The sequence below is a fragment of the Kastovskya adunca genome, from assembly GCF_059505785.1.
This window is the reverse complement of record NZ_JCACLG010000020.1, coordinates 34,777-54,661: the sequence shown is the minus strand read 5'-3', so window position 1 is coordinate 54,661 and position 19,885 is coordinate 34,777. Positions and strand designations below refer to the sequence as shown.

The 19,885-nt window shown below is 46.6% G+C and carries 21 protein-coding genes; 6 read left to right on the top strand and 15 right to left on the bottom strand.

Going from position 1 to position 19,885, the window contains the following annotated elements:
• Positions 1 to 75 precede the first annotated feature (75 nt).
• The 3 genes from AC5JR3_RS06620 to AC5JR3_RS06610 all read right to left on the bottom strand — a co-directional run bounded on the left by AC5JR3_RS06620 (position 76) and on the right by AC5JR3_RS06610 (position 2,517).
• Positions 76 to 489, bottom strand: a complete 414-nt coding sequence (locus AC5JR3_RS06620; RefSeq protein ID WP_495844232.1) for a hypothetical protein — start codon at positions 487 to 489, stop codon at positions 76 to 78.
• Between the two features lie 212 nt (positions 490 to 701).
• The gene (locus AC5JR3_RS06615; RefSeq protein WP_495844230.1) at positions 702 to 1,616 is read right to left on the bottom strand and encodes a pyridoxamine 5'-phosphate oxidase family protein; all 915 of its coding nucleotides are present in this window, start codon (positions 1,614 to 1,616) and stop codon (positions 702 to 704) included.
• 40 nt (positions 1,617 to 1,656) lie between these two features.
• The gene (locus AC5JR3_RS06610) at positions 1,657 to 2,517 is read right to left on the bottom strand and encodes a hypothetical protein (RefSeq protein WP_495844229.1); all 861 of its coding nucleotides are present in this window, start codon (positions 2,515 to 2,517) and stop codon (positions 1,657 to 1,659) included.
• 499 nt (positions 2,518 to 3,016) lie between these two features.
• Here AC5JR3_RS06610 and AC5JR3_RS06605 point away from each other — a divergent pair, with 499 nt between their 5' ends.
• Positions 3,017 to 3,583: a TetR/AcrR family transcriptional regulator gene (locus AC5JR3_RS06605; protein WP_495844227.1), complete on the top strand. Its 567-nt coding sequence runs from the start codon at positions 3,017 to 3,019 to the stop codon at positions 3,581 to 3,583.
• A 73-nt stretch (positions 3,584 to 3,656) separates the two neighbouring features.
• Here the strand turns inward: AC5JR3_RS06605 and AC5JR3_RS06600 are convergent, their stop codons facing one another.
• From AC5JR3_RS06600 to AC5JR3_RS06590, 3 genes are read right to left on the bottom strand one after another with little or no spacing between them, the layout of a single operon-like run.
• The gene (locus AC5JR3_RS06600) at positions 3,657 to 4,868 is read right to left on the bottom strand and encodes a M20 metallopeptidase family protein (RefSeq protein ID WP_495844225.1); all 1,212 of its coding nucleotides are present in this window, start codon (positions 4,866 to 4,868) and stop codon (positions 3,657 to 3,659) included.
• 55 nt (positions 4,869 to 4,923) lie between these two features.
• Positions 4,924 to 5,625: a dethiobiotin synthase gene (gene bioD, locus AC5JR3_RS06595; protein WP_495844223.1), complete on the bottom strand. Its 702-nt coding sequence runs from the start codon at positions 5,623 to 5,625 to the stop codon at positions 4,924 to 4,926.
• On the bottom strand, positions 5,622 to 7,511 hold the full coding sequence (locus AC5JR3_RS06590; RefSeq protein ID WP_495844221.1) for a protein kinase domain-containing protein: 1,890 nt from the start codon (positions 7,509 to 7,511) through the stop codon (positions 5,622 to 5,624). The genes bioD and AC5JR3_RS06590 overlap by 4 nt, the downstream gene beginning before the upstream one ends.
• 498 nt (positions 7,512 to 8,009) lie before the next feature.
• Between AC5JR3_RS06590 and AC5JR3_RS06585 the strand changes: the two genes are divergently transcribed.
• Both AC5JR3_RS06585 and AC5JR3_RS06580 read left to right on the top strand, forming a co-directional pair.
• Complete coding sequence (locus tag AC5JR3_RS06585; RefSeq protein ID WP_495844219.1) at positions 8,010 to 8,171, top strand: hypothetical protein; 162 nt, start codon at positions 8,010 to 8,012, stop codon at positions 8,169 to 8,171.
• Positions 8,172 to 8,643: 472 nt separating this feature from the next.
• A complete protein-coding gene (locus AC5JR3_RS06580) occupies positions 8,644 to 9,636 on the top strand; it encodes a ribose-phosphate pyrophosphokinase (protein ID WP_495844217.1) in 993 nt (330 codons plus the stop codon).
• An 82-nt stretch (positions 9,637 to 9,718) separates the two neighbouring features.
• Here AC5JR3_RS06580 and AC5JR3_RS06575 read toward each other — a convergent pair whose 3' ends face one another.
• From AC5JR3_RS06575 to AC5JR3_RS06565, 3 genes are all read right to left on the bottom strand, one after another.
• Positions 9,719 to 10,441, bottom strand: a complete 723-nt coding sequence (locus tag AC5JR3_RS06575; RefSeq protein ID WP_495844215.1) for a DUF8692 domain-containing protein — start codon at positions 10,439 to 10,441, stop codon at positions 9,719 to 9,721.
• 62 nt (positions 10,442 to 10,503) lie between these two features.
• The gene (locus AC5JR3_RS06570; RefSeq protein ID WP_495844214.1) at positions 10,504 to 10,932 is read right to left on the bottom strand and encodes an NUDIX hydrolase; all 429 of its coding nucleotides are present in this window, start codon (positions 10,930 to 10,932) and stop codon (positions 10,504 to 10,506) included.
• A 63-nt stretch (positions 10,933 to 10,995) separates the two neighbouring features.
• A complete protein-coding gene (locus AC5JR3_RS06565) occupies positions 10,996 to 11,445 on the bottom strand; it encodes a DUF3531 family protein (protein ID WP_495844212.1) in 450 nt (149 codons plus the stop codon).
• A 186-nt stretch (positions 11,446 to 11,631) separates the two neighbouring features.
• Here AC5JR3_RS06565 and cynS point away from each other — a divergent pair, with 186 nt between their 5' ends.
• Complete coding sequence (cynS, locus tag AC5JR3_RS06560) at positions 11,632 to 12,075, top strand: cyanase (RefSeq protein ID WP_495844209.1); 444 nt, start codon at positions 11,632 to 11,634, stop codon at positions 12,073 to 12,075.
• A gap of 162 nt (positions 12,076 to 12,237) precedes the next feature.
• Here cynS and AC5JR3_RS06555 read toward each other — a convergent pair whose 3' ends face one another.
• The 6 genes from AC5JR3_RS06555 to AC5JR3_RS06530 all read right to left on the bottom strand — a co-directional run bounded on the left by AC5JR3_RS06555 (position 12,238) and on the right by AC5JR3_RS06530 (position 17,960).
• Positions 12,238 to 13,788 carry a gluconokinase gene (locus AC5JR3_RS06555; protein WP_495844207.1) on the bottom strand — a complete coding sequence of 517 codons (1,551 nt, stop codon included), beginning with the start codon at positions 13,786 to 13,788 and terminating at the stop codon, positions 12,238 to 12,240.
• A 230-nt stretch (positions 13,789 to 14,018) separates the two neighbouring features.
• Positions 14,019 to 14,672: a cytochrome C gene (locus AC5JR3_RS06550; RefSeq protein ID WP_495844205.1), complete on the bottom strand. Its 654-nt coding sequence runs from the start codon at positions 14,670 to 14,672 to the stop codon at positions 14,019 to 14,021.
• 69 nt (positions 14,673 to 14,741) lie between these two features.
• Positions 14,742 to 15,650, bottom strand: coding sequence for an AAA family ATPase (locus AC5JR3_RS06545; protein WP_495844203.1), 909 nt, complete (start codon positions 15,648 to 15,650; stop codon positions 14,742 to 14,744).
• A 6-nt stretch (positions 15,651 to 15,656) separates the two neighbouring features.
• Positions 15,657 to 16,676: a bifunctional riboflavin kinase/FAD synthetase gene (locus AC5JR3_RS06540; RefSeq protein ID WP_495844201.1), complete on the bottom strand. Its 1,020-nt coding sequence runs from the start codon at positions 16,674 to 16,676 to the stop codon at positions 15,657 to 15,659.
• Positions 16,677 to 16,769: 93 nt separating this feature from the next.
• On the bottom strand, positions 16,770 to 17,669 hold the full coding sequence (locus AC5JR3_RS06535; RefSeq protein ID WP_495844198.1) for an MBL fold metallo-hydrolase: 900 nt from the start codon (positions 17,667 to 17,669) through the stop codon (positions 16,770 to 16,772).
• 33 nt (positions 17,670 to 17,702) lie between these two features.
• On the bottom strand, positions 17,703 to 17,960 hold the full coding sequence (locus tag AC5JR3_RS06530) for a hypothetical protein (protein ID WP_495844196.1): 258 nt from the start codon (positions 17,958 to 17,960) through the stop codon (positions 17,703 to 17,705).
• A gap of 339 nt (positions 17,961 to 18,299) precedes the next feature.
• On the opposite strand from AC5JR3_RS06530, the gene grxC reads away from it, so the two are divergent.
• Positions 18,300 to 18,572 carry a glutaredoxin 3 gene (grxC, locus tag AC5JR3_RS06525; protein WP_495844194.1) on the top strand — a complete coding sequence of 91 codons (273 nt, stop codon included), beginning with the start codon at positions 18,300 to 18,302 and terminating at the stop codon, positions 18,570 to 18,572.
• A gap of 148 nt (positions 18,573 to 18,720) precedes the next feature.
• The gene (gene gshB, locus AC5JR3_RS06520) at positions 18,721 to 19,689 is read left to right on the top strand and encodes a glutathione synthase (protein ID WP_495844192.1); all 969 of its coding nucleotides are present in this window, start codon (positions 18,721 to 18,723) and stop codon (positions 19,687 to 19,689) included.
• Positions 19,690 to 19,885 lie beyond the last annotated feature (196 nt).

The window sequence follows — 19,885 nt, the reverse complement described above, 5'->3', positions numbered from 1 at the left end:
AGGTATGGTGGGGTGTGAGATTTAGCGATCGCCAAATTCCACTCCTCGATCAATCAAGCGGATGTAGGACTTTTGTCAGTCAGTCGGAGGTTTATCCTTTATCTTCTGATCAACTGGATCAGGGGATAAAAACGCTGTCAAAACTTCGCAAGGTTCATCCTCTATCTCTTCGTAAGTTGAAGCGATAGTTGGCTGAGGCACGTTTCCATGCTCTTCTGTGCTGGCTTCTGTTCCAAGAGGTGCAAGTGAAGGAGCCGCAGCAATCAGTGTCTCAACCTGCCGACTCAGCCCCCTCACTTTCTCCTCTAGTAGTTTAAACTGCCATAACGGTACGCACTCTAATTCACCGTCAGTCTGAAAATACTCTCGCAGAATTGCTTCTACCGCCGTTGAAGTTGATTTAATCTCGTGTCCGTCTTGGTACTGCTGCAAATTATCTCGAATCTCCTGCGGAATGCAGACACTCACAAACAATTTTTCTGTTTCCATGATTCTCCTACTGCCATGATTTGTGGAGGTAGAGCCGATGAGGATGACCTAAGTAAGTAGGCGGGAATAAATCAAACTTTGTTTTACAAGGTAATATTTCTTTAAATGTTTCTTAGTCAGGGCTTAAGCGCCATTGTGAGGAATTTAACCCTCACGACAAACCTCTAATTACTTACATGTCCTACTTATTCAGATTCAAGTTGTTGAACTACCTAGTCCCTAATTCCCGGATTGTAGGGTGAGTAGTCAATAAAATCCCAACGCAAAGATGTTGCACTTGAAACTTCTAAAACTTGATGGACATCAAACCGGACAACACGCTCTGCTCCTACAAATCCTTTCCTTGCTTCTGCATCCCAAAGAATCTGCGCCTCCCCGGTTAATTGCAAGGTTTTACCCTGTTTAAAGTCAAGAAAAAGTATTCCTGTGCGCGGGTTGAGATGAATATTGCCCAGCGTATTAAACATATTGTTGCCCGCATAGTCTGGAAAAATCAGAGTCTGAGAATCTAATACCTGAACGAATCCTGGAAAACCACCCCGATGAGAGGCATCGGCACAAGCTGATTCAGGATGAAGACTGGTAATAAAGAAGGTGTCAGCTTGATTAATCCATTGAATCTGCACGGAGGTGAGGGCTTCAGCGGCTGTTGTTACAGGTGCTTGTGGTTTAGCCCCAGAAGTTTTGATGGAGCGTCTCTGAATATACTGAGGACAATTAAAATACACTTGCCGCAGGTCTAACACGATGCTGTTGTCAGGTGTCTGAACTGCATTCCCATTCAGCCGCAAACGGACACGAGAGGCTAAATCAATGACTATCACACCGCAGGGAGTTCCTTCCTTTAATGCGGCACTCAGGGGCGAATCTGGAATCGGGGTGGCATTGATCTGAACTCGCCGCTCTGTCGATGCTTGCAAAAAACCAGGGGAACCTGTGAGTAGTGAAGCCCAAACCTGACCAATTCCATCGACGGTACCCACCACTGCTAAACTTTGGGATTCCAGAAAACGTTTAGGAGCAAGCGTGAGCGTCGGGCGAACCATCCCATTGAGTTGCTCAGCTTCAAACTGCCTTCTGGCACGTAACTGAACAGCCTTCTCTCCGTCATGATATCCAGATGACATATTAATTTAACCGATGATGGTCTATCCCTCCAGTGCCTTGTTAGGCGATGACTGCCTCACCTTCTACTCGCTGCTCCTGAGTCAACAGCATTTGAGCATCCCAAAAAGCCATCCACAAATCACAGTAGCGATCGCAAAGAGCTGTTACTCTTTCATATTCAGTGGGCAAAAGAGACTGCATGAGAACATACCAAAGATCATCTTCATGGGTATCATCATCTGCTTTTGCTTGCATGTCGTCACTCGCGCCGTGATTGAGGTAATAGCCCTCTCCAGTTTCTACTCCAACAGCTTTAGCATTTTCTCGCAATGGAGCGCTAAAGAGAACAACTACCCGCTCACCAACAGCAAGCAACGCAACAACTGAATTAAAATCGCCGTAGGCATCTTCCAAGAACGTTCGGACACTATCCGCCTGCGGGCTTGGAGTATAAGCTGCTCGTTGATTAATACTGACCCCCAGACTATCGAGAACCCTTTCATATAAAGGATAATGGGCTTCTAGAGGATTGCCTCGATAGTAACCGCTTTGGTCTGTTCCAGGTTTAAATCCCACCTCATCTAGAGTGTTGAGGGTGAGCAGAAATCGAGCATACATCTTAGTTCCTGATGCTAATCTCTGTTCTACTTGCCGACTCTGTACTTGCGCCATCAGCAGGGCATCTGTAAAAATTTGCACAATGGCGTGGCGATAATCTAAGTGGATCTTCCGCATGGCATCTAGCCCAAAGGAAGCTTGATTTAATGCTTGAATCGCGGGGTGGTGAGTAATGGGATGTTGCTGTAAGCGATCGCGAAAGCGGACAACGAACTGTTGATTGTCTCTCCATAAATCGCTGGATACAGAGTCTTTGAGTAGATCTCTGGCAATTTGACGAGGATTGTTCAATTGAATCGCCATAACTTCTCCTAAAGATTCAAAAATCGGATTTCAACAATTTTCAAATTATTAAGTGGCTAATGAGGACGCTAAGATGCTGAATATTTGGAGCCAATTCAGCAATGGGTTCTATAGCGTAATCAATTGACTTAAAGATTGCTGTAATCCCAATGAACTGTGAAGTAGATTGCACAAGTACAGATCTGTCTTCTATCCGTCTTAACTGAGAAAGTCGCCTTGCAACATGGACGCAAACGATACCCAGACGTTAACGTAATTGAAATTACCAGCCAGTATGCAGGGCAAGGAATAACCTCAGGCTAAGAATCAATCTCTCTTTTGCGGACAGCACAAACATAATAGGACAGATCTGTATTGTCGTCAACTGATTAGAATCAGAGGTATAAATCAGACTTTCCCCGACAAAAACAATAATTTGTTAGAACAGAGCTGTATTTCAACTAACTCTTGTTGAGTCCACAAGTAGTATTAACATTCCCCTAGAATTTAGAGAATTGATATGGCAAAGCAGTCTCGTGAACATCTTGTCAATGTATCGCTCCAGCTATTTCACCAGTATGGTTTTCACGCTACGGGCATTGACAAAATCTTAGCTGAATCGGGTGTCGCTAAAAATACTCTTTACAGGCATTTCAGGTCAAAAGATGAACTTATTCTTGCGGGTCTGCGAAAGCATGATGAGAACTTTCGTAACTGGCTCATGCGGGAAGTCGATCGCTATGAGAGTCCTATTGAGCGTCTATTTGCCGTATTTGATATGTATGAGCAATGGTCTAGAAGTCCTGTTTTTTTTGGCTGTATTTTTATTAATGCTTCGGCTGAGTTTTCCGATCCCTACTCACCAATTCATGCTTTGTGTGCGGAACATAAACGCTTAGTAAAAATATATCTCCGGGACTTGGCAATAGCTGCGGATGTTGTAGATCCAGATAACCTAGCTGTCCAATGGATGATTCTCCTCGATGGTGCAACGACTTCTACTCAAGTGACGAATAACTCCTTAGCATTTCAACAAGCGAAGGCAGTGGCAAAGAATCTATTAGAGCCAATCAATGTTATTGCCTAAAAAAAGCTGCGGATACAGCGGTTTAGGAGGTTTTAAGTACTACCAAAAAATCACGGAACCGCTGTACAGCAGACTAACGGCAAAACTTCTCTACACAACGCACAAACATCTCTACCCCCATTCCCAACGCCGTTTCATCAAAATCAAAACGTGGATGGTGATGAGGATACGCCAAATCCTTCTGGGGATTAGCCGAACCCAAAAAGAAATAACACCCTGGTATTGCTTGCAGGAAAAATGCCATATCTTCTCCACCCATCGTTTGACATTCTGGCACCACTCCGGCAGGCGTTTCTACCACATCTACCGCTACCGAACGGACTAACTCCGCCATATTCCCATCATTAATGACAGGTGGATAAAGCCGCCAATAATCCAACTCATAACTAGCCCCTTGACTTTGACAAACACCAGCAATAATTTGCTCAATCCGCTTGCCAAAATAGCCTTCAAAATCGGGATTAAAATAGCGCACCGTGCCACTCATCCGGGCAGTATCGGCAATCACATTCAAAGCAGTTCCTGCTTGCAATTCCCCTACCGTGACTACCGCTGACTGAATCGGGTCAACATTGCGCCCAACAATGGTTTGCAAAGCATTGATCACCTGAGCACTGACAACAATCGAATCAACCGTTTGATGAGGCATTGCACCGTGTCCGCCTTTCCCTAAGATGGTGCAGCGGAAACACTCAACCGCGGCCATCAATGCCCCACTACGAACGCCGACAGTGCCAAGGGGGAGATTATTCCACAAGTGCAACCCAATGATTGCATCCACGTCCGGGTTTTTCAGTACCTCCTCGTCAATCATCGGCTGGGCACCCCCTGGCCCTTCTTCTGCCGGTTGGAAGATAATCTTTACTGTGCCAGCAAAGTCGCTGCGGTGTTGGTTGAGGTAGTAGGTCGTAGCAAGGGCGATCGCCGTATGCCCGTCATGACCACAAGCGTGCATCATCCCGTCATGCTGGGAACGATAAGGGACATCATTTTCTTCTTGAATCGGCAGGGCGTCCATATCGGCACGAATCGCTAATACAGGGCCAACGGTGTCGCCTTTAATCGTGGCAACAATCCCCGTCTTAGCAATTCCCGTTTGATGTTCGATGCCCCACTGAGTTAACTTTTGGGCAACAAACTCAGACGTTAGCAGTTCCTTAAATCCTAGTTCCGGGTGTTGATGGAGATGCCTGCGCCATTCGATAATTTGAGGCTGCAAGGTGCGAATTTCTGCTCTAATCTGTGTTAGGTCAACAGAAGATTGGTTGGGGACGGTAGAAACCATTTTTTTCTTTAATGGGGAATGAATATATGGGGGCAGATTTTATTGAAAAATTCGTCTACTGAAATTGAGCGGCTAAACCCATCCCTACTAGTCCTTCGAGATCTAAATCGGATGCAACTTGCGCGAGTTTAGCCACATCAGTCGGGTCGATCAGATGAGGGATAACCCCTAAAACCGGAACATGGGTTAATGATTGAATCAACTCAATCGGTGCCCAATTGGCAATGTCCTGATCCGGACAAGCATTAACGCAATTGAGGACAATCCCTTTTAGGTTAACTTTAGACTGGCGTGCCAGGGCAACATTCGCCACAGCTTGCCCGATCGCTCCTAACTTTACCGCCACCACCAAGACTGTTGGCAACTGCCAATCTCTAGCTAAATCTGCCACCGTTAGCTCTTGCGTTATAGGCGAACCCAAACCCCCCAAGGCTTCTACTAAAACAAAGTCTCGTTGCTGTTGTAAGGTATTGTAGGCTTGCCAGATTTTGGCTAAATCTACAACACGCCCCTCTTGTTGAGCCGCCAAAGGTGGTGCTAGCGGTGCGGCAAAGTAGAGTGGGGTGATCTCCTCTGGAGATTGATCAAGGGAAAATAGCTGCCCGTACAATTCGCGATCGCCAACTCCTGACTGAATCGGTTTCATCATCCCCAAACTTTGGCGGGAACGGTAAGTTTGCCAATAGGCGGCTAGAGCAGAGGTTAAAACCGTTTTGCCCGTTTCTGTATCGGTGCCAGTAATGAGTAGTACGTTCACTGGTTTGGTGGAATGGTATTGGTTGGACTTTGGACGCTAATAGCCATCGTAAAGTTTGTGCGGTCTTTGGCGATCACATCAATAAAATACTGACCGCTATCTAAGGGCAAGGGGCCTACAGAGGTAAGACCAGAAAGATCTTGCACAATCTGACCATTACCGGAGCGAAGATCGAAGGTGACATCCCCCTGTTGTACCGTAGCCATTAATTGCTCTCCCTCCCGAATATTCACAACGTAGCGCTTGATCCGCTGAGGGCCTGTTGCCCCCCTCGCTACCACCTGCCCACCAGCGGCTGACAATCTCAGCACTTCTGTATCAAAGGTTTGTGCTGGAGTTTCATCCGGTGTCGGTTCTGGTGTTGGTTCTGGTGGGTCAGTTAGGGTAAGATTCAGCCGATAGTCGCTCTCCGGTAATCCTCGGACAGTACGTAACTGAACGGTATAGTCCCCGCTAAAGGGAAGTGTACCTTCCCAGCGTTGCGCTCGTACCGCCTGTTCATCAACGGGATTTTGATCCGGCCCTAAGACAGTCATCAAGACGCCTTCTCCCCTCAATCCAGCACTGAGTCGTTGACCTTGTTCGCCACTAATGATGTAGTTGGCGGTGGTGTTGGCTCTCAGATTGCCCTCTTCCGTAACGGTAGTGCCAGGAAAGAGATTCAGTTGGCGACTGAAAGTCTGGGGCTGGGGACTGGGGGTGACTGTGGGGGTGGCGCTAGGAGTAATGGTAGGAGTTGTAGGAGTAGGAGAAGAGATGGGCGACGGTACAGCTTGCTGTCGAGCATTCATGATCGCACTGACCACTGCCCAAGAGCAAAGCCCTGCTAAGAGTGTCAAAACCAAACCCGCTCCGATTACTGCCCAGGGACTGTCCCAAATTGATGCAGTAGATGGTTCGCGAATCACGGGATCAGCTCGATTGGGGCTTCTAGAACCCGCAGCGACAGGTTCTGGGCGGTGTCCCACGGCTAGCGTTGGTAAGCTGGAGTTGGTGTCTGCTGGTCGTTGAACCGAGTCCGGCTTGGGAGTATTAGGAGTATTAGTATTAACCAGCGATTCAATGGCTTGAGTCGCTGCCCTTGCCGATTGGAAGCGATCGCCTGGTCGGTAGCTCAACATCTGATTTAAGATCCTGGCAAAGCGATCGCTGACATTTGCATAGTTGCGCCATTGCCAGAGCAACTGGGTATCATCAAATAAATCTTTCGGCTCTTGACCTGTCAGCAACACTAAAGCCGTCACGGCTAGGGCATACAAGTCACTACTGGCATAAGCCCGACCGCTTTGGATTTGTTCGCTCGGCGCATACCCCGGCTTTCCCACCGTCGTGACAGGAGTTACCGCATCCGGCTGCTGAAACCGAGTGGCTAATTCCTTCACCACCCCAAAATCGATCAGCACGGGCAAGCCATCTTTCTCTCGGACAATAATATTGTCCGGGGAAATATCGCGGTGAATAATGCCCTGAGTGTGAATGTGATCGAGTACGGGCAAAAGCTGCAACAAAAACTGTCGAACTTCGATTTCTGAGAAGAACTGACCTTGGAGTTTGCGCTGGTTGAGGATGTCCCGCAGAGTCTTTCCCTCCACATAGTCCTGCACCAAAAACAGCCGCCCATTTTCCTCAAAGGTCGCTCGAAACTGCGGCACTTGCGGATGCTGAATCTGATATAGGGTCGTTGCCTCGCGTTGAAACAGCTCCCTAGACTTCTCCACGGCGTAAGGAGTATTTTGTGCCGGAATTAGTTCCTTAAGCGCACAAAGCTCGTTAAAACGCCCCTGGTCTTCTGCCAGATAAGTACGAGCAAACCCGCCTTGACCTAAAATATTCAGCAAGCGGTAGCGATTCTGCAAAATAGTTCCAGAGGCGATCGGTGGTTGCATAGACTTGAGAAGCAACGTTGAGGAAAACGATAAAAAACGCCTTACCTAAATTTGATTCCTAGGGAATCCGTGGAAGACGCTGTTACTTCCTAAGCCTATCGTGAATGAAACAAAGCCGCCAACTCTCTACGTTTGGGGCAGTTAAGACGATTTATTTTTCGGAAAATGTGCAGGGTTTGCCATCCCGGAAACTTATCTTGTTGTTTTTTAACAGCAATATTTAGTTGCGCTCAGATAGATTTACTTCCTTAGATAGGGGAATTTTTTATTAAATATTATAGCAATATTATGGAGCAGGAGAGAGTTATTAATCCTCAATAATTCTCAGCAAAATCAGTGATATTGAGGATATCTCAGAGCTGTGCTAGCTATTCTTAGTTAGGCAGATGGATTAGATAGTTATTGCCTGATGTCTGATGAATACTAAGACAAAAGGCGGGGATTTTTCAAGAAAAGAAAAATTCTCTATTTCCTGTCTGCTGCAAGTCTGGCAGACCAGTGACAACAAGAACTCAGGCTTCTTGTTGTGCGGCGTTCTGGTTTGATGAGAGAAAGAGAAAGTGGCGATCGCCTCTCAAACAAAATTTACCGTTCCCAGGAAATTTACAGGGTTTCAATGGAGACACGGATAATGCACCTAATCCACCTCAATCGGCATAGAAAATCTTAATAAGCAGGGGGATACTGTCTGATGTTGTTGCTTTGGAATGACTTCCGCTGTTACCCTACCCCCGGCATAACTAACTCTCTGCTGAGAGCTACTCAGCAATATTACTTAGGCATTTCTTCCTTGTTAATTATGAAAATATTAAATTTAGGGTCGAGCGCCCACATCGACAACGCCGTTTTTTCAGCATCAGAACAATGAAATTGGTTTTGTCTCAGCCATTGTTTTCGTCAAAATGACAACCGCTGAAACTCACCTATAGCTATGACTATCAGTTTTATTCGTTCTCGCCGCTTAGTAAAAATACTGAGGTCGAAGTAGCAAGTTGATTTCATCAGTCAATGAATTCCCTGCTATCAGCACCAGCAATTGATAGACATATTGGCACTGCTTCAGAAGAGATTTCAAGCAACTTTATAACTACTAATGGTAAGATTGCGGTGAAACCAGCTTCGAGGGTCTGCCGTGATCCGTTCTGCAACGTTAACGCTTCAGCCAATACTGCCGCCAATTGCGGATAATAATCGTCTCCGACTATTTTCGGGTTCTGCTAACATTCCCCTTGCTCAAGAAGTAGCTCGCTACCTGGGCATGGACTTGGGACCAATGGTTCGCAAGCGGTTTGCCGATGGAGAACTTTATATCCAAATCCAAGAATCGATTCGGGGTTGTGATGTTTACCTCATTCAACCAACGTGTCAGCCCGTAAACGATCATTTGATGGAATTACTCATCATGATTGATGCCTGTCATCGGGCCTCCGCTCGTCAAATTACGGCAGTAATTCCATACTATGGCTATGCCAGAGCAGACCGGAAAACTGCTGGACGAGAGTCAATTACAGCCAAATTGGTTGCTAATTTAGTCACGGGAGCAGGGGCAAATCGTGTCATTGCAATGGATTTGCACTCCGCTCAAATTCAGGGATACTTTGATATCCCCTTTGACCATGTTTATGGTTCTCCTGTCTTACTAGACTACCTAGCAAGTAAGCAACTTTCTGACGTGGTGGTGGTTTCACCAGATGTGGGTGGAGTTGCCAGAGCCAGAGCCTTTGCCAAAAAGCTAGATGATGCGCCTTTGGCAATCATTGACAAACGTCGGCAAGCTCACAACGTCGCCGAAGTCATGAACGTTATTGGCGATGTCGCTGGTAAAACAGCGGTGTTAGTCGATGACATGATTGATACGGCGGGTACGATTGTAGAAGCCGCCAGAATTTTGCGGGAAGAAGGCGCACGGCAAGTTTACGCCTGCGCTACCCATGCGGTTTTCTCACCCCCAGCAATTGAGCGCTTATCCAGTGGATTATTTGAAGAAGTGATTGTCACCAACTCAATTCCCGTTCCCAAGGATGGCCACTTCCAGCAATTGACTGTGCTATCGGTGGCGAATTTATTGGGTGAAACAATCTGGCGTGTTCACGAAGATAGTTCTGTGAGCAGTATGTTCCGTTAGAACTGAATTTACTCAGGATCGAGGGGTACGCAAAGATGCGTGCCCTTTTTTTGTGGCTACCCTCCAACGACTAAACCTTGTGTTAAGGCTTTGCTTTGTCACTGAAATTAATTTGCAGGTTCACTTCTGGGGCTAGGGAACTGATGTAGTACAACAAGCCATAGATAAAGACAACAATACCTAGCATTTCTAACGCTTCTTCTACTGTGGTTGAAAGCGCATAGGCTAAACTCAGCCTGCCATAAGTTTCCCACACATACCCACCGATCATTTCCATTCCCAACGCCCCACCCAAGTAAAAGAGTGTTGCCATCAAAAATAGTCTTTGTACCTTTTTGGGGAGGTGCCAGAAAAATTTTAGGTAAGAATACAAGAAAATCAAGACAAGAATTCCTCCTACAATTACCCAGGTCTGATAAAAAATAGAAGGAATATTTAAAGACTCTCTTAGCGAGGGAATAATCAAGAGTTCATGAAGGCTAAAAGCTTCATCTAACGCTAGAAAAAAGAAGATATTGGCAAGAATTTTCCAGTAAGATGCGTAGCGATCGCGTGCAGTTTTCTTGATCTGTGTAATGGCTCGTAAAATTAGAGAGCAAAACAACAAGGTAAACGACGAGTACCAAGCCGGAAGATTTAATTCAGCATCCAAGTCAAATAATTCAACAAACCACTCTGAGGAGCCAAATGGATAGTTAAGGAAAATAAAGATTTCGGCAATAATTCCTGTAGTAGTGAAAAATAAGAGCAAAAAACTTAAAAATTTAGCCACTTTATACGGAGAGGCAGAAATTATAATCCTCATATTTTTATTTTTTAAAGTAGCAAATTAATTTCAAGGATATAATAACTTCCCTTCAAAAGGTACTAAATAAATGTGAGAAATGTTTCTGGAACAACTCTTAGCTCTCCCGATTTACAGCGAGGGATATCTACCCAAAGCGCGGGTTTTTCACGATCGCCTTCAATAAAGATCAATTCATCAAGCTGATAAAAATTTTGGTCGGCAAAGTCACATTGATAGAGCTGAATAATCTCATGATAAGGTTTGCCGTTGAAGGTAAATATACTCTCTAGGCAACTGAGATATTTGATATTAGTGAGTTCTGCTTGTATTTCTTCTTGAAACTCCCGCTTAAGGGCGTCGTAGCTGGTTTCTCCAAAGTCAACTCCGCCCCCCATGGCGCGATAAAAGGTTTGTTGTTTAACGAGGTCGTATCCTTGAGAAAGAAAGAGGCGATCGCCATCTGCGATCAGCCCTAGTGCTAGTATGCGGATTCGATTGGCTTTACCCATCTATGTATATGCGATCGCCTGATTTGAGCAAAAATTAACTCGGTTCAAAAAAGCGACTAAAAATCACTCAGCATCATAGAAGAGATACCGATTCTCATCGCCAACGGGCCAGTCTTCGTTTTCACCACCAATAACCAATTGCTCAATGTTCACATACTCTTTGGAGAGTTGCCTAAGAGCATTAATTAAAACATCAAGAGCGATCGCGTCGCTAGTTCCCAAGTCAAACCAACAACGTCCCCAAGTCCCTTCATACTCAAACTCGTGCTTGTTGTGCATCAACGCCATCAGGCTGTTTTCGGCAACTCTCTCGTCATAATCCATATAGTTGATATCTAACCCAATCTCTTGCACCTGGAGGTTTTCGGCATCAAATCCTCCCAACTTGCCCAAGAAAAACCAGGAGTTGAAAACTTCCTCAACGTATTCCTTCTCCATCACAGAAGGGACAGTGTTGAACTCTAGCCAAATCCATAAATCAAAAGGGTTGAACTCACGGAATACTACGCGCATTGCTGAATCGGTTCTCCAAGGGTCGCAATTATTTTATCGAAAACAGGAAAGTCCTGGCGTGCTTTTAGGACTGTCGATGCCGTGGTAAGGCAAGCTGATTGTACTCCCCGCTTGCTTGTATATCAGACTACAGATCCGCTAAGAAACAAAAGTTCTAATTAAGCGAGATTTGAGAAGGAGTTTTTAATGGCGATCGCCGCGATTACTGAGAAGCTTTTGGCTGCCAAAAAACAAAAGGGCATCACCTTTGCTGACTTAGAACAAACTGTCGGACGGGATGAGGTATGGATTGCTTCCGTGATTTACCGTCAAGCAAGTGCTTCCCCAGATGAGGCAAGTAAAATTGTCTCAGCCTTGGGGTTAGGGGAGGAATTTGCTGAACTTTTGACAGAATGCCCGCTAAAAGGTTCTTTAGACCCTGTAATTCCAACCGATCCCTTGATTTATCGGTTTTATGAAATCATGCAGGTTTACGGAATGCCAATGAAAGCGGTGATTCATGACAAATTTGGCGACGGGATTATGAGTGCAATTGACTTCACCCTAGATGTAGAGAAGGAAGAAGACCCCAAAGGCGATCGCGTTAAGGTCATTATGTGTGGTAAGTTCTTGCCCTATAAGAAATGGTAAATGAAGGATGAAGTGTGAAGTATGAAGGGTGAAGTATGTTCGGCGAAGCCGTTGCCGGAGGCGCTTGGTGAAGTATGAAGGGTGAAGTATGAAGTATGAAGGGTAAGAGGTTCTCCCCTGCTCCCCTGCTCCTCCGCTTCCCCACTGGCTGCTGCAAACTGATCAATCCTGCGACTCAGCCGAACGACGCTGATAGTCAGCGATCGCGCTGAATTCTTCTACTAAGTTGGCGTACAGACGTTTGTAAATGGGGAATAAATCGCCATAAGTCTTGCAGAGGCTGGCATCCGGTTGATGGCGTTGGGTGATGTGAATCATGTCCTCGACCTCCGTTAATTCTTTTATCGCCCCCACCGCATACATTGCCAGTATTGCTGCCCCAAAACTACTGGCTTCGTAGACTTCTGGAAGCAAAACTTCCTGTTCAAACACATCTGCCATCATTTGCCGCCACAACTCAGAACGGGCAAATCCGCCAGAAACTAAAATAGATTCGGTTTCGCCTGCTAGCTCTCGGAGGGCAGCATAAATGTTGTACATGCTGAAGACGATACCTTCTAAGACAGCGCGAATAAAATGCGATCGCGTGTGATGTTGCCCGATGCCAAAAAACACTCCTCGCGCATTCGCATCCCAATAGGGTGCCCGTTCGCCTGACAAAAACGGCAGACAAATCAAGCCTTCCGCTCCTGCTGACACCTGTGATGCCTCTCGAATCATCACCTCATAAGGGTCTAACCCCTCAAGTTTTGCTTGCTCAATTTCGCGATCGCTAAATCTATCGCGAAACCACCGCAGGACAATCCCACCATTATTACTCGCTCCCCCAATTGCCCAATACTTCTCTGTTAGAGGGTAGCAAAACGTCCGTCCTTGCGGATCAGTTAAGGGTGCATCAACAAGGCTGCGAATTGCTCCACTTGTCCCCACTGTGACAGCCACCTGATGGGGTTTTATTGCCCCGACACCCAAATTAGCAAGCACACCATCACTAGCACCAATTACAATCGGCGTGTCTGCGTTCAGTCCCATTGCTGCGGCATATTCAGACTTCATCCCCCGCAGAATATGGGTAGTTGGGACTAATTCGCTAAGTTGCTCGCGGCGAATTCCCGCCGTCGCTAGTGCTTTGGCATCCCAGTTGAGCTGTCTTAAATTAAACAGCCCTGTCACTGAGGCCATGGAATAGTCTACGACGTAGCGCTCAAACAACTGATAGAAAATGTATTCTTTAATCGAAATTAACTTTGCCGCTTTGTTCAGCATTTCCGGCTCATGTTCCCGTAACCACATCAGTTTGGTCAAAGGAGACATCGGATGGATGGGAGTCCCCGAACGTTGGTAAAGCTCCTGTCCGGTATTATCTTTTTTGAGCTGCTGGGCTTGCTCAATACTGCGATTGTCTGCCCAGATGATGGCATTCGTCAGCGCCTCTCCTTTCCCATCAACCGCTAGCAAGCTGTGCATGGCAGCACTAAAACCCACCGCCGCAATTTCCTGACTGGATACCCCGGCTTTTTCAATAGCATCACATACGGCAGCCAGAACAGCACCAAAGATTTTTTTGGGGTCTTGTTCTGCCCAAGAGGGCTTAGGCGAAATAATGTCATAGCCTTTATTTCCAATTCCCTTGGCTTCACCCTCTACGGAGAAAACGATCGCTTTAGTAGTAGTGGTGCCAACATCGACACCCATAAAGTAAGTTTTATTCATAGTTCATAATTCGTAACTAATCGTCTCTCCCTATCCCCCATCTCCTCAAATAGTACAAAGTGCGACGCCTAAAATCGCCATTATAATTAAGGCAATTTCGAGAGCGATCGCCTCAAAAGATTTTTCTCAGGTTCATAAATACTGGTCAAAAGCCATCTGCCCCCAATTCCTAACTGAACTGGAGGTAATGTATTTGAGCAAAAACCGCTCTAACGACTAATAACTCACCACTAAGGAGAATTCTCCCACTCGGAACTCAATTCACGATAATTAAACTGCACTGCACCAGGGTGACAACTTACACAGCTACCAACCTTTGTTGTTTGTGGGACGTCAACGCGGGGATGCAGAGCTTTGAAAAAGCGAGATTCACTCATTCGATAAGGAACAGATTCATTTTCCTTACCGGGACGAGAGAATGTTCGTAAGTAGTCCCACATCACTAAAAGAGATGGGCCAGTTAGAGGCTTAAGCTGCTTACCGTAGTGCTGATTTTGCTCTTGCAGTAACCGACGCCAAGTCTCAGTGGGAAACACTTCCGGTGGGATAGCAACGTGACAGCTTGCACAATTTTCCAGATAAAGTTCTTTACCAAGTTGGTAGCGACTGGGAACCACATCAATTGTGCCAATCGTTGTTGACGGAACTTGAGCAAATAGTCCTGAGTCAGATTCAGGAGATAAATTTTGGTTTAAGTAAGTCTGGTTTTTCTTGGGTTCTATTTCCAAGGACTCAGCAGCACTAAAAGCCCCCTCAGCAAAACTGTCTTCCCACTCAGAACTCAAAACTGGTAACTCCGGACTTCCTTTGGGTGCATCTAGGCTCAATGCCAAACCACATCCCAAGCAAAGACTCCACAGCAAAATGAATAGCAGCAAAACCATAGGGGATTTCCCGCGTTTTTGCCGCCGAACTCTTGACCTCACACGCTTTGACATACTTAACTGAAAACTCTAAGGAATTGGCACCGAGCGTAGTAGTCGCTCAACAATTGTTTTGGCACGACGCCCGCCTGTGGGAATTAGACGATGGCAAAGGACATGAGGTGCCAGAAACTTGACATCATCAGGAATTGTATACTCACGACCCTCCAAAAAGGCTAGTGCTTGAGCACTCCGTTGCAAAGCAACGGCACCGCGAGGGCTGACTCCTAACGTTACTTCTTCATCAGCACGAGAAGCTCGCACTAAGTTGAGGATGTATTGTTGCAAAGCCGTTTCTACCTTGACCTGAGCGCAAAGACGGCGCAGTTCCAATACGTCTTCTAAAGATATACAAGGACTCAACTCCTCAAACATCATGCCACTTTGATGTCGTTGCAGCATCTGGAGTTCTTCTGTTTCTGTGGGATAACCCAAACTCAAGGACAGCATGAATCTATCCATCTGCGCTTCCGGCAAGGGAAATGTCCCCTGATACTCGATGGGGTTTTGCGTGGCAATGACAAAAAATGGGAAGGGTACGCGGCGAGGGGTGCCATCTACCGTTACCTGATGTTCCTCCATCACTTCCAGCAAGGCAGACTGAGTGCGGGGAGTGGCACGGTTGATTTCGTCTGTCAGCAGGATATTAGCAAAGACGGGGCCAGGGAGAAATTCAAACTCGCGGCTGTTGGGATTCCAAATGTTGGTACCTGTGATATCTGAAGGTAACAAATCCGGGGTGCATTGGATGCGCTGATATCGCCCATCAATCGAGCGCGCCAAGGATTTTGCCAAAAGGGTTTTACCAACGCCAGGGACATCTTCTAATAAGGCGTGTCCACCGGATAGCAGTGCCACAATCACTAGGCGGATAGCATCAGCTTTACCGACAATCGCCTGACCTAAATTTTCGGTCAGTTGCTCAATTCGTTGTCTCATTTTAGATTAGCCCCCAGTCTCTAAAATAACTCTTGCCGTGTCGCAATCTGCCTGAATTTGGGCTTTAAGTTCGTCTAGGGAAGCAAATTTTTGTTCCGGTCGCAAAAACTTTTCCAAGCTCACTGTTAAGGTCTGTCCATATAGATCGCCTGACCAATCTAACAAGTGAACCTCTATCGTGTAACCGACTCCATTGATGGTTGGACGTTGTCCAATGTTCATCACAGCCGGATGAGCGGCAGATAAGGTCAAGCTAGAAGAGGCTTCCACGGCGTAAACGCCTTGTCTGGGAAGAAATTTTTCTGGAGGTAGTTGTAAGTTAGCCGTGGGAAATCCAATCGTTCTACCTAGTTGCTGTCCGGAACTAACAGTTCCCGTTAGGGTGTAGGGGCGACCCAGCAAGCGATTGGCATCCTCTACTTTGCCTTCTTGGAGGGCGGTGCGAATATCGGAACTGCTGATGCGATCGCCTTGACAGGTTTCCAGCCCCACAATCGTTACATCAATACCATAAGCCGCCGCGATCGCCTGCAAATCTTCTGACGTTCCGGCTCGTCTTCGCCCAAAGCAAAAATCCTTCCCGACGCTCACCCGCGTTGCCCGTAGCTGCTCTACTAAAATATTCACTACAAACTGCTGGGGACTCAACTCTGCTAATTCCCGGTCAAAGGGCAACAACACTAACTGCTCGACCCCTAAAACTTCTAGCTGCTTTACCTTCTCTGCCAAAGGCGTCAGGACTAACTGCCGTTGACCAGAAAAGAACTCACGGGGATGAGGATTAAACGTGACAACTGTTGAATAACTAGATTCTGTTTCCCCAGCCGTTGTCTTGACAAAATCTGGCGATTTGTTGGGCAACCCTAACTCTGGGGAGGGTGAAGGTGTAGCGATCGTCTGCGAAACTCCACGGCTCTTTAAGATAGGCTGAATTACCTGTTGATGCCCGCGATGAATACCATCAAAATTTCCTAGGGCAACAGCAGTTGGAGTTAAAGCAGTGGCTGGAGAAGAAGTAACCCACACGCTTTACATTTTTACATAATTTGGCAATTTGTCATGGGTCAGTTGTTAGGGATTCCTGGCTAATGGTTAAGCTCATCAATCCCCAAGTCACCTTTACGCAAACGCCTCGGCAATGGTGGCGGCTTCAGATGTAGCGACTGAAGCGGGTACTAACTGAATTGATAAACCTTCCCGCGCCATGATCGTGTCAGTAAACTCCTGTGCGGCTTGTTCTCCAATGTGATCTAGAAAGTCATCATTATGGAGTGGGTCGTGATGGAAAATCACCAATTTTTTCACCTTGGCAGCTTTTGCCACCTTAACGGCTTCTTGCCAGGTGGAATGACCCCAACCCTTCTTACTTGATGCGGGAGAGTGGTACTCCTCATCGGTGTAGGTAGCATCGTAAATCAGCACATCTGCTCTATCAGCTAAACGCAGGACATTTTCATCTAGCCTATCTGAGAAATGTTCTGTATCGGTAATGTAGGCGGCAGCAGCGTCTTGCCAGCTCACCCGGTAACCTACAGCTTCACCGGGATGGTTTAGCAAGGCGTTTTCAATCGTTACATCGCCAAATTGGACTTTTTCTCCGATTTCTAGGTCGTTAAACTGCAAATCTGCTCCCATAACTTGTAGCGGCACAGGAAAATTTGGATGCAGCATTTGGTCATTTAATCGTTGCTTGACCGTGGCACCATTAGGAGCAACAGTGCCATAGATATGAAAACAATTCCCTTTTATAAAGGCAGGGACAAAGAACGGAAAGCCTTGAATGTGGTCCCAATGAGAGTGGGTGAAAAACATATAAGCTTCTACTGGCATTTGTGACAGTAGAGATTGCCCTAAGACTCTCAAACCTGTTCCACCATCAAAGATGAGGCGTTTGCCACCAACTCGCATTTCTACACAAGGTGTATTTCCTCCGTAGCGGACAGTTTCTGGCCCCGGACAGGCGATACTACCTCGAACGCCCCAAAAATGAATTGTGAATAGGTTTTGCTTGCTAGACATGAGTCTTCCCCGCAGACTTTCTTGAATAGTCCATCAGTAAAGTTTTCGGTGGGCGTTGATGTCGGCTTTATTTTCTGCGCTCAAGAAAAAATTCATCAGTAGTAATTCGGTAGATGAAGCGGCAGTTAGAACCACCGTCTTGAGCTTTTTACCCACTGTAGACGAAAGTTGAACAAACTGACTAACTCCCCAGAAAAAATGATAGAAAAGATAACCAGCCGCTCCTAACTGCACATTACCCATATTTACAGATTTATTAACTTTCAGCAGATAGTAAAAAGGAAGCAGCACTTCTTTTAGGAATGCCTTCCTTAATCAAAATTACTTCCTCTAGCCTGCATTTGGCGACAAGGACTTTTGGGGAAGCCGATTGGCTAAAAATATCAGTAAAGCTCTTTAAAATCAGTTACTTGGCACAACATAAGAGTGTGATTTCGCTCACAGCTAAGTGGATAAGCCGATGAAGGGGAAGTAGAGAAGCACAATCGAGATCAGCAGTGTGGGGGTGATCGGGAGTTGGGAAGAGAAAAATCACCCGTACAAACTTGCTATTAGTAGATAACAACTGATCCGTAACTAATTACGTTGACGTTCTAAAATCAAAGAAACATTACTTAATAATTTTGACCTATGCAACCTAATGTTGAGATATATACCTGGAGTCGCTGCCCTTTCTGTGTCCGTGCAAAGGCGCTACTGAAGCAAAAGCAGGTGGAATTTACCGAATACTGTATTGACGGCGATGAGACAGCACGAGCTGAAATGGCCCAACGGGCACATGGAGGTCGCTCACTACCGCAAATCTTTATTGATGACTATCATGTCGGCGGATGCGATGACCTTCATGACTTGGAGGCGAGGGGGAAGTTAGACAACCTGCTGCAAGGTGAAGCTGCCCATTAATACTGTTAATATTCAGGTGCTGGTATGCTGAACGACGGCAAGAAAGAATTTCTCTTTCCAAGCGCGATCGCTACTCCCGTCTGAAACCGTTCAATTCAGCGAAACTTTCTTCTTGCGTTCAATTGCGTGACTTATAAGGAATTCCAGCGTGAAATTTGCTTTTATTATTGACCCAATATCAAAGCTCGATCCTGGTCACGATACAAGTGTAGCGTTGATGGAAGCTGCCCAAGCACTGGGTCATGAAGTTTGGACGACTCAAGTTGAGGAGTTAAGTGTTGTCAACAGTCAAGCCTGGGCGCTTCTAGAGCCAGTGCAGTTGCAGCCAGCAGAATTGGTAGACGGACGTTGGGTGGTATCCCAGCAGTGGTATAGCATCTCTCAAGCTGCCTTTCGTCCCTTAGAAGACATGGACGCCGTCTTCATGCGGACTGACCCGCCCGTGACGATTCCTTACCTCTACGCCACCTACATCCTGGACTACATCAACCCGGAAAAGACACTGGTAGTTAACACTCCTTCCGGGTTACGGATGGCGAATGAGAAGATGTACGCCCTGCAATTTCAGGACGTGATTCCGGAAACGATCGTTAGCCGGGATAAGGCAGTCATCAAAAAATTCGTAGAAAAGCAGGGAGCCGCCGTTCTCAAGCCCTTGGGAGGGAAAGCGGGAGAGGGAATTTTGTTTTTAGAAGCAGGCGATCGCAACTTTAATTCTCTCATCGAAGTTAGCACCCAACGTGGTCGCGAACCTGTAATGATTCAGACCTACCTCCCCGCTGCCAAAGAAGGTGATAAGCGCATCATCCTGCTCAATGGAGAAGCAATTGGAGCCGTCAATCGCATTCCCACAGGCAGCGAGTTTCGCGGCAACATGGCAGTAGGTGGCAGAGTCGCCCCAACCGAAATTACCGAACAAGACCGGAAAATATGCGATCGCCTCGCCTCCCAACTCAGAAAAGATGGCTTGTACTTCGTCGGCATTGATGTCATCGGCGGCTACCTGACAGAAGTAAATGTCACTAGTCCTACAGGCATCCGTGAAATTGACCGTCTGAGTAACATCCGCGTGGGTAAGCAGGTCATTGAATGGGTGGAGAGGAAGGAGGAAGTATGAAGGGTGAAGTATGAAGGCTTCGGCCGTGAGCTCAGCCGAACGGGTGAAGTATGAAGGGTGAAGTTATCCGCTGCTTTCCTGCTCCTCTGCTCCTCTGCTCCCCTGCTCCCCTGCTCCCCTGCTCCCCTGCTCCCCTGCTCCCCTGCTCCCCTGCTCTCCCTGCTCTCCCTGCTTCCAATCTCCTGCGCCCGCATCT